Origin of the sequence: Proteus sp. fly-1067 (assembly GCF_040139345.1) — a bacterium.
Taxonomy (GTDB): domain Bacteria; phylum Pseudomonadota; class Gammaproteobacteria; order Enterobacterales; family Enterobacteriaceae; genus Proteus; species Proteus vulgaris_B.
On sequence record NZ_JBEEUL010000004.1, the window covers coordinates 223,128 to 237,274 of the forward strand.

Here is a 14,147-nt window from a genome sequence, read left to right on the forward strand (position 1 = left end):
GTCGGAAGAAGGGGGATTCTACAAGGTTTATTTATAAGGGAATAGCGCAAATAATGTTTATCTGGCAAAAAAGATATTTATATGGTTTATTCATTGATAACTAATCACTATTATCATTAAGAGATGATTAACGTTAAAGTCAGGGGAATTAATGAATACTAAAATAAAAGTGGCGATTGTAGGCTACGGTAATATTGGTCGATTTGCATTAGAAGCTGTCCAAGCTGCACAAGATTTTGAATTAATGGGAGTTGTTCGCCGCGATATAAACAACATCCCAGAAGAGCTGCAAAATATTACCGTAACTAACGATATTAAAACATTAGGTAATGTTGATGTTGCTCTCTTATGTTCACCAACCCGTGCAATTAAAGAGTTAGCTAAATCTATTTTAGGCTTAGGCATTAATACAGTAGATAGTTTTGATGTTCACAGCGAAATTGTGTCATTAAAAACAGAATTAGATGAAGTGGCTAAAAAACATGACCGTGTTGCTGTTATTTCAGCAGGTTGGGATCCTGGCTCTGATTCTATTGTTCGTACATTAATGTTAGCCATGGCACCCAAAGGCATTACTTATACTAATTTTGGACCAGGTATGAGTATGGGGCACAGTGTTGCGGCTAAAAGCATTGAAGGTGTTAAAGATGCACTTTCAATGACTATTCCGCTAGGTACGGGCGTTCATCGCCGTATGGTTTATGTCGAATTAGAAGCGGGTGTAGATTTTAATCAAGTAGAGCAAGCGATTAAAGCTGATAGCTATTTCTCTTCTGATGAAACCCATGTGAAGCAAGTCGATTGTGTCGATAGCTTAAAAGATGTTGGGCATGGTGTTCATATGACTCATAAAGGTGTTTCGGGTAAAACACATAACCAATTATTTGAATATTCAATGCGTATTAACAACCCTGCATTGACGTCTCAATTTATGGTTTCAGCGGCAAGAGCAAGTATGAAGCAACGTGCGGGTGCTTATACCGTTATTGAAATTCCACCAGTGGATTTCTTAGCGGGTGATTTAAATACATTAATTGCAAAATTAGTCTAATTTGAATTAGGATTTTTTGCATAAAATATTGCCCACATAATGTGGGCAATATGGATTAACGCTTAGGCAAACTTGATGATTTTGAATTAGCGTTTAATACTTTTAAATTCTTTTGTTGTTGCGGTTAATGCCACTTCTGTTGGTAAACGTTCCATTGAACTTGCACCATAGAACCCATGACAATCAGGGCAATTATCTAAGATATATTGTGCATCTTCAGGGGTTGCAATCGGGCCACCATGACAAAGCACAATAACATCAGCACGTACTGCTTTTGCTGCTTTTGCCCAGTCATTAATTAAAGGGACACAGTCCGCTAATGTTAATGCAGTTTCTGCACCAATGTTACCGCCAGTCGTTAATCCCATATGTGGCACAATAATATCGGCACCAGCCTCAGTCATTGCAATGGCATCTTCACGACTAAAGACATAAGGCGTGGTTAGTAAATCTTTTTCGTGAGCTTGGCGGATCATATCTACTTCAAGCCCATAACCCATACCTGTTTCTTCTAAATTGGCACGGAAATTACCATCAATTAAGCCAACCGTTGGGAAATTTTGTACGCCCGCAAAACCTGTAGCTTTGACATCATCTAAAAACTTATCAAAGTTACAGAATGGATCTGTGCCATTTACTCCTGCAAGTACAGGCGTATGTTTAACAACAGGTAATACTTCTTTTGCCATATCCATAACGATTTCATTAGCGTTGCCATAAGCTAATAAACCCGCTAAAGATCCTCGACCGGCCATACGGTAACGACCTGAGTTATAAATAACGATAAGGTCGATACCACCTGCTTCTTCACATTTAGCTGACAGGCCAGTACCTGCACCACCACCAATAATTGGTTCATGGCGTGCAATCATTTCGTTGAATTTTTTTAGTAACGTTTCACGTGAATGAGTCATTCTTCTTTCTCCGTGGTTAACAAATAAGTTCCTGGTGTAAATCATAAATTTGCTGAGTAAACTCAGCTGAGTTTATGTGATAAGGACTGATGACTAATTGACGAGTCTCTGTCTCTTTAAATGTTGTTATAAATGCATCAAAAAACGCTTGGTTTGCTTTTGGATCCCAAAAAGGGCCCCCTTCAATATCCAGAGCAGAAAAACCGCCCTGTGGTAATACAAACCGTAATGGACCTTCACACTGATTTATTTTTTCAGCGATCCAAACACCCAATTGACGGTTTTCCTCTGGTGTTGTGCGCATTAAGGTGACTTGTGCATTATGATGATAAAATTGACGCCCTTTATATTTCTCAGGAACACTAGAAGGGCGACCAAAGTTGACCATATCTAATGCGCCACAAGAACCGATATAAGGGGTTTTAGTACGGGCGATTGCACCAAAACGGTCTTCATCACAAGCAAGTACACCATCAAACAAGTAATCACACACTTCAGTTGTTGTAAGATCTAACACACTATGAAGCAGGTGACTGTCTACCAGTTTTTCCATGGCTTTGCCGCCACTTCCTGTTGCATGAAAAACAAGGCAGTCATAATTATTTTCAAGTTTTTGAGTGAGTTGTTGTACACAAGGAGTGGTTACACCAAACATTGTTAGTGCTACCGCAGGCTTATCAACAACATGCTCTTCTTGGTAAAAATAAACAGCGCCAGCGATTTGATTCGCTGCATTTCTTAAAACTTTACGAGAAATACGATTTAGGCCTGATACATCTGTAACGGAGTACATCATTGAGATATCACTTGCACCGATATAGCCTGAAATATCGCCAGACGCCATCGTCGATACCATCAATTTAGGAACACCAATTGGCAGAGATTGCATTGCTGGTGTAATCAGAGCTGTCCCCCCTGAGCCGCCTAGTCCAAGAATGGCTAAGACATCATCACAGTGAGTTAAATAGTGTTCAAAAGCAACCGACATCGCTTCTATTGCTTTCCCTCTATCACCACAGAACACAGCTTCTTGGCCATCTGGATGAAAGCGTGCAACTTCGGTTGCTGTGACATCCGCTTCTCGTGCGAGTGCCCTGGGTTTTGTTGTCAAGTCAACGGTCTTAACAGGAAGGCCTGCTTTTTTAATTAAATCACTGACATAAAAAATCTCAGCACTTTTAGTATCAAGCGTTGTGGCAATATAAATAGAACCAGCATACTGTTTCATAAGCCTTCCCATACCTTTTATAATTATCGACGGATAGATTATAATCATAATGAGACTTGAGTTTCATTTATCATAGCACTGTTTTGAGACTACTGTCTCATTATTTTTATTTTTTGCACATTAAAGGTCGATAAGGTGTAATTAATCACCTAAAGTAAACGTTAAGTGTTGTGAGTATTTCGCTTAAGATAAGCCCAGACATAAAAGTGTAGGAATAACGAAGGATTTTCTATGAGTTATAGTGATGAAACGGATGCCATGTCCGGTACACGAAAAAGAACCTATCAATTATTGGTAACAACTGCATTGGGGCTTTTTGAGCAAGGAATGTTACCGACAGTGTCAGAGTTAGCTGCACATGCCGGTGTTTCGAGGGCAACCGCATATCGTTATTTTCCCACACAAAGTGATTTAATTAGTGCCACAGTTGATGCAAGTTTAGCGCCGATCATTGCATGGACACCAACTCCCGAAGATAATACGCAACAACGCATTACTGAGTTGCTCAATCTTGCCTATCCACAAATGTTTAAACATGAAGGCGCACTGCGTGGTGCTTTGCAAGTTTCATTACAGCAATGGGCAAAAGAGAGACAATCGAGTGAATATGCAGAAAAACGATTTATTCGTGGTCACCGTAAAGAGATTTTACTCAAAGTTATTGAACCTTTAAAAGCACACTATCCTCAAGAAATGTGGGATAAGGTGATTAAATCGTTCTCTTTAATTTATGGGTCAGAAGTCTTTTTGGTAATGAAAGATATCTGGAAAATGGATGATCAACAGGTCATTGATATGACTCAATGGATGGCAAAAGCTATTCTAAATCAGGCAAAATCTGATTATCCTGCAGATAACGATTAATTATTTGAATAAATCGGTTAAAATTGTATAAATCATTTACGTTTTAGCTATTGCAGGGATCGTTATGTCACACAAAACAGAAGACCAAGAGTGGCTGGTAGAACAACTACAATTTATTGCACAAGGCATTGGTAAAACATTATCGCCTTTTTGTGAGGTTGTACTTCATGATCTAACTGATAGTGAAAATACCATTATGGTCATTGAAAATAATCTATCAGGTAGAAAAGTTGGGGATAGAGCAACAGAATTGGGAATGGCACGTATTGAATCGTCTGACTTCCCACAAATTGTAGCTAATTACCCAAATCAATTCCCTGATGGTAGAACCGCAAAAAGTACGTCTATTGGCATTAAAGATAAACAAGGGAATTATGTTGCGGCATTATGCTTAAATATTGATATTTCAATGATCAAAGGATTGCAAATGGTACTAAACCAATTTGCAACCCTTGAAGAAGGTAATGACATTATTGAAACCTTTAGCTCAGTGACAGAAGATTCGCTGAAAAAACGTATTGATGAATTTTCAGCAACTTATTCTGTTACACCAAGAGCATTAAAACCGCATCAGCGACGTGAATTGCTATTGTGTTTACAGGATGAAGGTTATCTTTCACTGCGTAAGTCAATGGAAATTACAGCGCAGTATTTAGGCGTTTCAAGGGCAACGGTGTATAACGATTTAAAAGAATAAAACAAGAGACATTTTTTAAAAGACACCCAAAAAAAAGATATCACTTAGTTGATATCTTTTTTTTTGGGGTGTCTTATTTTATAAATAATATATCGTGTTTTTATTGAAAGTTATTAATTGATTACTATTGTGCGATTTTTACAAACTTAAAAAAAATTAAGGGATAAACTATTTGTAATAATGTTTATTAAGGGTGATAAAATGAAAATTGGTATCTCACTATCTACAAGTTTTCATCATGTGGATAATAAAATAACTCAGGGTTTTAAATGTATAGATTCATTACTTTCTATTTCTAACGATAACATAAACTTTAGTAAAATAAATGATAATAGACCACTAGAAAATAATATGTCAGAGTATATAAAATATTGTAGAAATAATTTGGATAAAATCCCTGAAGATAGTTATCCGGTTATTTCTTCGGGAGATATAGATAATAAATTTAGCGAAATACTTTCTAATATTCAACAAAGTATTGAAACATTAAATGAAAAAAATAATTTAAATGGAACAGAAATTAATAACTTAGAAAAACAAAATAACATAAATAAACTATCTGATTTTGTCACAAAGTCAGGGAGAGAGAAATTAAATGTTAATGAAGATATTAAATTAAAAAAAGAGAAAAAAAGAAGCATTAAAAACTTATTTAAAATTTTAATTTCTCCTTTTAAGTTTATCAATAGAAATCTACTACCTTTAAGAATAAATACTGTAAATCTAAATGTTAATCAAGCATTAAGTGAGTTTAAACTTGATTCAATATCAGGGAATAACAAACCTGTTGATAATTTCATTAAACGCTTAAATGAATTAAATAACACATTTATCAAAAATACAAATGAAGTAATAAATAGAAAAAATAATAATAAAAATATAGATAATATAATAAAATATCAAACATTAGAAAGAGCATTAGAATGTAAACTTATTAATGATATTAAAATACTAAAAAGTGAATTTATTGCTGACTTAGCTAAAAGTAAATTTGAAGAAAGCTATGCTGGTTTACCCTCTGAAATTAATAGTAAATTGAATTTAATTCTTAAGGAAGAATCTGATGATATAAACAAGAATATAGGCATGGTTTTTTCTAGGGATACAGTTAATGAACTAAAAAATTTACTAAGAGATAGAATAAATACATTAAATGAAAATATTGATACAGATAGTATTATTGTAAAAATATTTGATTCATTAATGAGTGAGAAAAGTAGGGCTGATATTATTTCTAAATCTAATGGCGATTTTAAATACGACAAAAATATTATCTCTTTAACATTAACAAAAGAGCTATTTAATCAATTATCACAAAATAAAGATTTTATTGGTGAGGGAAATACTATTTCTAAAATAGATAATTTGATAAGGGTGGTAAATAAAGATATCTCTAAAAATATAGGTATTGCAACAAAGAAAATTATAAAATCATTGGATAAAAGTTTTTATGAAAATATAAAGAGTAATGAAAGAGGTAATGAATTACTTATTCGAATTTTTAAAAATACAAGCAATAACATTAATTATAAATGGGCTCAAGATGCAATAGTTTTATTAATTAGTTATCAGACATTTGAAAACCAAGAAAGTAAAATAAGCTCTTATACAAACAATGGCGTAAGAGATTTAGGGGGAGCGGGAGTTGTGAGTACTAAAAATACAGAAATAGAAAATTATTTAAAGGGTATTTTTAGTCGAATAGGTTTGGATACGAATAACTTGGATGGTTCTAAAGATGAAGTGTTGAGAAAATATTTTTCAAATTACTTTGAACATATATAATTTTTTTATTAAATGTTTTTTATTTATATGCGTAATAATAAAGTTATATTGATTTACATATGGATGGATAACCTATGATTGTTAAAACAAATTTATTTGAACCAAAATTATTATTTTTAAATAAACCGCATTACTTTCCAAAAAAGGAAAGTTATGTTTTCACAAAAAAAATAAGTGAAATAAAAAATACGCCTGTCATACCTTCTTTTGGTAAGAAAATTATTCAGTCATTGGCTTCTTTATTCCATAAACTAGAGATTTATTTTATTATAAGAGATATAAAAAACAATAAACAATCTAGTATTGTAGATATAAGTAAACATAGTCACATTTTTAATAGAATAGATAATGAAATAAATAAAAAAGAGTGTGAAATAAAGAATTTACCAGATAAGGAAAATGAAATAAGAAATAAAAATTTAAACACTATAAGTAACATAATTTCTCATGCAAATGATAAATTTGATTTCTATAGTTACTGTGATTATTTGACTGAAGTAAAAAGAGCTAAAGATTTTTTTTCAGCACAAGATGATATAGGAAAAGAAGGCTCTGACAATAAGTTAATTGTAGAATGTTTAAATGAAATTATTAAAAATAGAATTAATGCTATAAATAATGATAGTATAAAGAATATATTTAAATTAATAAATTCTAAGTTTGATTTTGAAAACATTCATTTAAATAAAAAATATGATTTTATATATAATTTTTCAACAGAAAAAGAAAGAGATAATTTTATAAAATCAATGAATATTTTACTTATTGCTATCGAAGAGGTTCAAGTTATTAATAAATTTGATAATAATATAAAAAATAAAATAGAAAGTAAATTATCTACTATTATGATGATAGTTCTTGATAAAAAAATGGGTAGTGAATGTTCCTTTAATGATTTAATGCAAGAATGGATAGGAAAATATATTAGTGATAACCATAATGCGATAAAAAGAAATATGACTGTAGATACAGCTACACAAGTAGATACAGCTACACAAGTAGATACAGCTACACAAGTAGATACAGCTACACAAGTAGATACAGATACACAAGTAGATACAGATATACCAGAATATACAGACATACTTAATGATTTTGAGACGGAAGAAATAATAGAAATACCTAAAAAAGCACCTAAAAAAGACTTGGGTGATAAATATATTAATGTTGATTATTTTGATGTTGGAGATTATAAACCAATATTAGAAAGTAAAGCAGAAAATGTAAATGAGATAGATAAGGATGATAATTCAGATATTGATAATTATAAACTAATATCAGAAAGTAAAATAGATAATAAAAGTGAAATAGATGAAGATGATAGTTTGGATTTTCAATGGGATTATGAAGGTTTTAATATAAATCATGTTCATGAGGAAAAATTAGAATTGGATATTTTAATGGGGAAAATAGACAGTCTTAATTCAGAGTTAAAGTCAAATGAAAAATTCAATAAAATAATAAATAAATTAGACTCAATTATTCTCGATATAGATAAAAGTTCTACTGAAGGAGAAACTACTTTGAATTTAGATGAGAAGGTAAAATATTCAAAAGATAATTATCGATTGTTTTTTGATAAGGAGGGAAATACTAATGAAATAAGTGAAGAAAATAAAAATAACAAAAAACTATAAGTCTTTCCTTAAATAATATTTTTTATCACTAACCGGATAATTTTCTAACGTACCAAATATTTCAAATCCCTGCTTTTGATAAAAAGGCAGGGCTTGAAAGCTAAAGGTATCAACTTCAGCATATTTGGCACCTTTTTCTTTTGCCGTGTTTTCCATTGTTTGCAGTAATTCTGTACCTATGTTTTTTTTACGATAGGCTTTATCTACCCACAAATAACGAATACGTAGCCAATTTCCTAAAATATCACCAGTGATCCCACCTATTTTTTTACCATTCTCTTCCTTAAAAACAGCAAGTGGCGTGTATTGATCCATATGAATATAGTTGAGGTTATGTGTTAACAAACCTTCATAAATTTCATTGATCTCATTTGATGAGGGATTTGTGGTTATTTTTAGCGACATAATGGGCTCTATGTATTAAAAAAAATAATAATTACTTTATCACTATTTGGTTATTAAATATTTATACAAATGCTAGGATGGAAACAATAATTAAAAAAACTGAGTAACACAACATGTCGTTTTTAAAAACTCTACCAGGTATTCTATTTTGTGCATTAATAGGTGGTGTTCTTACCCTTTCTGGTTTGCCCATGGCGCTGATGTTTGGGCCGATCCTTGTTGTCATTATTGCTTATCGCTTTAAATGGGAGCTTGCGGTTCCTAAACATACATTAACGTTTATTCAACTGACTTTAGGTACATCGGTTGGCTTAATGTTTAACCAAGTTCATTTAGGCAGTGCTGATAATTTAATTATTCTTTTACTCACTCTTGTTGTTTGTTTAGCTATTCAGTTTTTTGTGAGTTATTTTTGGTTCCATCGCCATATTGGTTGGACGAAAGAAGAGTCAATGTTAGGTGCTGTGCCTGGTGCTATGGCTGCTATTTTGGCATTGACTGATCATACTAAAACACCACCCCAAAAAATTGTTATTTCTCATACTATTCGTTTAATGGTATTGATTATTCTGGCAGGTTTTATTGTGGGATCTGATAAAGCGAATATGCCTGAGTTTGCCATACCCGAAATGACAATAGTTTCATTGTTGTGGTTATTATTGATTGTAGCTTTAGGGTTAGGTACTGGGCTTTTATTACAGAAAATCCGATTCCCTGCACCCTTTATGTTGACTTCATTAGGTAGTGCAATATTTATTCAATCTTTTATCAGTGAACCTATTGCCTTTCCAATGTTACTTAATGAATTGAGTATGGTTTTAATTGGCATGAATATCGGGGCTCATTTTGTTGTTTTCCCATTTTCCTCACTAATTAAAAATGCTTTTTCTTCTGTTCAAGTAGTTATTATTAATGTGATTTTAACAGTAATAGTAGCATATGGAGCCGCTTATTTAACGGGTGTTCCTTGGGAAACATTAGTATTAGCATGGGCACCGGGAAGTATGGAAGCCATGACTTTTGCCGCTATCACAATGAACGTGGATGCCGCTTTTGTGATGTCGAATCATATTTTTAGAATGTTGATTATTCAAAGTATTCCTTCTGTGGCTCTGTATTGGAATGAGTATAGGCAGAAGAAAAATAATCAGCACAAAAAGGAATAAAGAGCAGGAAAAGAAAGTCAGTTTCTTTGATAACCTCTAATTAGTTGCTTTATATGGTTCTTGTTAATAAGCAAGCTATTCCAAGAGGCTATCTTTTTCTATTTATCTCAATGTTACTCAACAGGTATTAATAATTTAATAGACTTAATGACTTATTCGCGAGTAGCTGACATTTCTTATTATGTGACACTTCAATACCTTTTAAATCATTGTAACTGTCTTCATTTAATTGGCTCATCGGTAATGTTGAATAATTACTGACATCCCATTGTTGCGAGCGAGAAAAGACCATTAAGGCTCTTTCAATTTTAGACTTTGATATTTGCTCATAACCACAATCTTTATTTAAAAAAAGGTAGATTGCAGTTAAATCTGCCAAGTCTTCTGCTTGCGTGTAGGTTAACGCTTTTGCCCCCGGAGAAAAGAGCATAGAAAAAGAAAGCGTTAGCGTGCAGAACAAGGCGAACATTTTTTTCATTAGATGTGTTGTTCCTTTGTGTGATGATTTAGCAAGTTTTGTTATTTGGCTTAATGTAGTTAAAAGTTTTGCAAAGACCCGCTATTTTGTTGGGTTTTAAATTGACCTTCCAGTAAGGGGAAACTTTAGCATCGGTAATAGTTTACAAGGCTTCTTTACTTATCTTATTTCGATAAAGACAGAACAACTTGTTTTTATTCAAAGGAATATATTATGCAACGTCGTGAATTTTTAAAATTAGGCGCCACATTAAGTGCTGTAACATTATTACCAAGCTGGAGTCGTTTTGCGTTTGCCCAAAGTAACACGCCTTCATTGGCGATTCCACCTCAAATTATCCCAGACGCTCAACAAAAGATTGTTCTTAATATTCAACAAGGTGTTTCTCAATTTATTCCCACGGCAAGCACAACCACATGGGGTTATAACGGCAGTTTATTAGGCCCTGCACTAAAGCTTAAACGTGGCCAACCAGTCACTATTAATATCAATAACCAATTGCCTGAAACGACAACGGTTCATTGGCATGGTCTTGAGATTAGTGGTGAAGAAGATGGTGGCCCACAAGCCATGATTGAACCAGGAAAATCTCGTACAGTGACTTTTACACCTAATCAAGCCGAGTCAACGTGTTGGTTCCATCCTCATACTCATGGTGTTACTGGACAACAAGTTGCTATGGGATTAGGTGGATTGGTCATTATTGAAGATGATGAAACAGCAAACCGTAAATTACCTAATCGTTGGGGTATTGATGACTTGCCCGTGATTTTACAAGACAAACGTTTAGACAGTAATGGGCAGATAGATTATCAACTTGATGTAATGAGTGCCGCAATTGGTTGGTTTGGCGACATGATGTTAACTAACGGCGCTATTCAGCCACAACATATTGTGCCAAAAGGCTGGATCAGATTACGTTTCTTAAATGGTTGTAATACGCGTAGCTTAAATTTGGCAACCAGTGATGGCAGACCGATGTATGTGATCGCCAGTGATGGTGGATTGTTAGCGGAACCGGTCAAAGTGACGGAATTACCGATTTTAATGGGTGAGCGTTTTGAAGTTTTAGTGGATACGTCTGATGGGCGTGATTTTGATATTGTTACTTTACCTGTACGCCAAATGGGGATGGTTTTAGCGCCATTTGATAATGTACTCCCTGTGTTGCGTTTATTACCATCAGCAGAAAAAGGGCAAGGCTTATTACCTGATCAATTAGCGCTTATGCCAGCATTACCAGCACTCAGCAATATTTCAACGCGGACATTACATTTACGTATGGATATGCGTTTAGATATGCAAGGTATGATGTTATTAACAGAACGTTATGGTGATAAAGCATTAGCGGGTATTCATCATGGAATGAGCCATATGCGCCAAGGTAACGGTAATGGTATGATGGGCGGTGGGATGAATTGCGGTCATGGAAATGGTGATTTAGATATCTATAATGCTAATAGTATCAATGGTATTCCATTCTCAATGACAGAGCCTGCATTTGATGTGAAGCAAGGTGTTTATGAAAAATGGGTTGTATCAGGTCGTGGTGATATGATGCTACATCCATTCCATGTACATGGTACACAGTTCCGTATTTTATCTGAAAACGGTCGAGCACCAGAGAAACATCGCCAAGGTTGGAAGGATATAGTAAAAGTTGAAGGACAATTTAGCGAAATTCTTGTGAAATTTGACCATTTAGCAACAAAAGAGCACCCATTTATGGCGCATTGCCATTTATTAGAGCACGAAGATACAGGTATGATGGCGGGATTTACCGTTAGTAAATAATCTATCACTATAAAAATCATTAATATCAGTAAGATAAGTTGAAAAAAGGCACAGGATTAATATTTTGTGCCTTTATTTTCATTAAATCAGATCATCGCATGATGAGGGAAGTTCTGGTACAATCGTTTGCTTTCCCCGTTAACCCAATCGAAATTAATCATGAAACATATTGTTGATGTCATGATCTCTGAAGAAGAGATCAAACAGCGTATTGCTGAGCTAGGTCGTGAAATCACAGAACATTACCGCCCACGCCAAGATCAACATGATCTTGTCTTAATCGGCTTGTTAAAAGGTTCTTTTATTTTTATGGCAGATTTATGCCGTGAAATTAACGTGAACCATGAAGTCGATTTTATGACTGTATCAAGTTACGGTAATGGTATGACGTCAACACGTGACGTTAAAATCATTAAAGATCTCGATGAAGATATTCGTGGTAAAGATGTTCTGATTGTTGAAGATATCATTGACTCAGGTAATACCTTAAATCGTGTTAAAGAGATTTTAAGCTTACGTGAGCCAGCTTCTATTTCTATCTGTACTTTATTGGATAAGCCATCACGCCGTGAAGTGGATGTACCGGTTGAGTGGATAGGTTATTCTATTGAAGATAAATTTGTTATTGGTTACGGCATTGATTACGCACAGCGTTATCGCCATCTGCCTTATATTGGGCATGTAACGTTATTAGATGAGTAATTTATTTACTTAAATAGAAGTAAAAAAACCCGCTTTAGGCGGGTTTTTTATTGAATTGAATGTGCTTATTAACGAGGGTGACTCAATTTTGCCATCGCTTGGCGATAAGAAAGTTCAAGTTTCTCACGGCTATCTGAGGTGACATCGAGATCGTGTAATTCACCATTATTTAAACCGTAAACCCAACCGTGGATCATCACTTTTTGCCCACGTTTCCATGCGGCTTGCATAATCGTTGAGTGGCCTAGGTTATATACTTGTTCAATAACGTTTAGCTCACAAAGTAGGTTTAATCTATCATGAGGAGCAAGTTCGCCTAACATTGAACTGTGTTTGTACCAAATATCGCGGATATGCAATAACCAGTTATTAATAAGTCCTAATTCAGTTCCTTCAATAGCCGCTTCAATACCACCACAACCATAGTGGCCACATACAATAATATGTTCAACTTGCAATACATCAACAGCATACTGAATAACAGAAAGACAGTTTAAGTCGGTGTGGATCACTAAGTTTGCGACATTACGGTGAACAAATAGGTCGCCGGGTGCAGCATTGATCAATTTTTCTGCTGGAACGCGGCTGTCAGAGCAACCAATCCATAAAAAATGGGGTTTTTGGCCTTTACAGAGATCTTTAAAAAACTGAGGATTTTCTTCAGTAACAGATTCTGACCATTGCTTGTTATTGGCTAACAGCTCTTCAATTTTTCTCATCATGACGTGACTGCCTGTAAATTCGGTTTCTCACCATTTGCGCTGACAGTACGCCAACACGAAATAGCACTGTGTTATTGTTGGATGCGAGAGATCCACTAAGAAAGGGTATTTTTATACCATTACTTTTGAATTAATCAGAAGGCTTTTTTAAAGCCAAGTGACAGATAATTGTCTGTATTTTTTCGCTTTCAAATAAGATAGATCTTTTTATAGCATTTGTTTAATGAATTTATCAATACATTCTTTGATGTAAATCAAATGTGTAAAAAGATAACTGATTGTTAAGACTACTATTATACTATCCAAAAATAGGTTTATTAAAACATATTATAAATAAATCTTATGTTTATGTTTTTTTGCTTTTTGATATGGATAAATACAGGGATGATAAAAATCGATAGTCAGCATTGATTGAGATAATAAATGGCGAGATAATATCAATCAGTAAGATTGAGGAACAAGGGCAATAATTTTATTGCTATCAGCGAGGCTAAATGATTACATCAAGGGATGAATTGATTAATACATTAGGAATATAAGCAAGAAGTAACAGTATATAGCATCTTCATCTCTGATTTTTTCTTACATTAAGTTTTATTCTTATTATCTGTAATAGTTAAAATAAATTTATTTATTCGTTTGTGTCATAAACCCTAAAACGGTTTATTTACGGCCTTATTTTCTCTAGAATATCCTTATTCCAT

The 14,147-nt window shown here is 33.8% G+C and carries 13 protein-coding genes; 8 read left to right on the forward strand and 5 right to left on the reverse strand.

Annotated elements, in window-relative coordinates; all coding sequences use genetic code 11:
- Positions 1-151 precede the first annotated feature (151 nt).
- Entirely contained in the window at positions 152-1,051 is a 900-nt protein-coding gene (locus tag ABN217_RS08485; protein ID WP_164525968.1) for a diaminopimelate dehydrogenase, read from the forward strand.
- Positions 1,052-1,137: 86 nt separating this feature from the next.
- On the opposite strand, the gene ABN217_RS08490 is transcribed toward ABN217_RS08485, so the two are convergent.
- Complete coding sequence (locus ABN217_RS08490; RefSeq protein ID WP_072069350.1) at positions 1,138-1,965, reverse strand: phosphoenolpyruvate hydrolase family protein; 828 nt, start codon at positions 1,963-1,965, stop codon at positions 1,138-1,140.
- A 16-nt stretch (positions 1,966-1,981) separates the two neighbouring features.
- On the reverse strand, positions 1,982-3,193 hold the full coding sequence (locus ABN217_RS08495) for a Tm-1-like ATP-binding domain-containing protein (RefSeq protein ID WP_349459302.1): 1,212 nt from the start codon (positions 3,191-3,193) through the stop codon (positions 1,982-1,984).
- 231 nt (positions 3,194-3,424) lie between these two features.
- On the opposite strand from ABN217_RS08495, the gene ABN217_RS08500 reads away from it, so the two are divergent.
- The 4 genes from ABN217_RS08500 (at position 3,425) to ABN217_RS08515 (ending at position 8,176) form a co-directional block, all read left to right on the forward strand.
- Complete coding sequence (locus ABN217_RS08500) at positions 3,425-4,057, forward strand: TetR/AcrR family transcriptional regulator (protein WP_072069348.1); 633 nt, start codon at positions 3,425-3,427, stop codon at positions 4,055-4,057.
- Between the two features lie 64 nt (positions 4,058-4,121).
- Positions 4,122-4,754, forward strand: coding sequence for a helix-turn-helix transcriptional regulator (locus ABN217_RS08505; protein WP_196553572.1), 633 nt, complete (start codon positions 4,122-4,124; stop codon positions 4,752-4,754).
- Between the two features lie 201 nt (positions 4,755-4,955).
- Positions 4,956-6,539 carry a hypothetical protein gene (locus ABN217_RS08510; RefSeq protein ID WP_349459303.1) on the forward strand — a complete coding sequence of 528 codons (1,584 nt, stop codon included), beginning with the start codon at positions 4,956-4,958 and terminating at the stop codon, positions 6,537-6,539.
- A gap of 74 nt (positions 6,540-6,613) precedes the next feature.
- A complete protein-coding gene (locus ABN217_RS08515; RefSeq protein ID WP_349459304.1) occupies positions 6,614-8,176 on the forward strand; it encodes a hypothetical protein in 1,563 nt (520 codons plus the stop codon).
- Here the strand turns inward: ABN217_RS08515 and ABN217_RS08520 are convergent.
- Entirely contained in the window at positions 8,171-8,581 is a 411-nt protein-coding gene (locus tag ABN217_RS08520) for a GNAT family N-acetyltransferase (RefSeq protein ID WP_196553575.1), read from the reverse strand. The genes ABN217_RS08515 and ABN217_RS08520 overlap by 6 nt on opposite strands.
- A 113-nt stretch (positions 8,582-8,694) precedes the next feature.
- Between ABN217_RS08520 and ABN217_RS08525 the strand changes: the two genes are divergently transcribed.
- Positions 8,695-9,747, forward strand: a complete 1,053-nt coding sequence (locus tag ABN217_RS08525) for an AbrB family transcriptional regulator (protein ID WP_349459305.1) — start codon at positions 8,695-8,697, stop codon at positions 9,745-9,747.
- 127 nt (positions 9,748-9,874) lie between these two features.
- Here the strand turns inward: ABN217_RS08525 and ABN217_RS08530 are convergent, their stop codons facing one another.
- Positions 9,875-10,225, reverse strand: coding sequence for a YacC family pilotin-like protein (locus ABN217_RS08530; RefSeq protein WP_502935122.1), 351 nt, complete (start codon positions 10,223-10,225; stop codon positions 9,875-9,877).
- A 213-nt stretch (positions 10,226-10,438) separates the two neighbouring features.
- On the opposite strand from ABN217_RS08530, the gene cueO reads away from it, so the two are divergent.
- Positions 10,439-12,019, forward strand: coding sequence for a multicopper oxidase CueO (gene cueO / locus ABN217_RS08535; protein ID WP_349459306.1), 1,581 nt, complete (start codon positions 10,439-10,441; stop codon positions 12,017-12,019).
- Between the two features lie 159 nt (positions 12,020-12,178).
- A complete protein-coding gene (gene hpt / locus ABN217_RS08540; RefSeq protein ID WP_072070990.1) occupies positions 12,179-12,721 on the forward strand; it encodes a hypoxanthine phosphoribosyltransferase in 543 nt (180 codons plus the stop codon).
- 68 nt (positions 12,722-12,789) lie between these two features.
- On the opposite strand, the gene can is transcribed toward hpt, so the two are convergent.
- Positions 12,790-13,443 carry a carbonate dehydratase gene (can, locus tag ABN217_RS08545; RefSeq protein ID WP_072070989.1) on the reverse strand — a complete coding sequence of 218 codons (654 nt, stop codon included), beginning with the start codon at positions 13,441-13,443 and terminating at the stop codon, positions 12,790-12,792.
- Positions 13,444-14,147 lie beyond the last annotated feature (704 nt).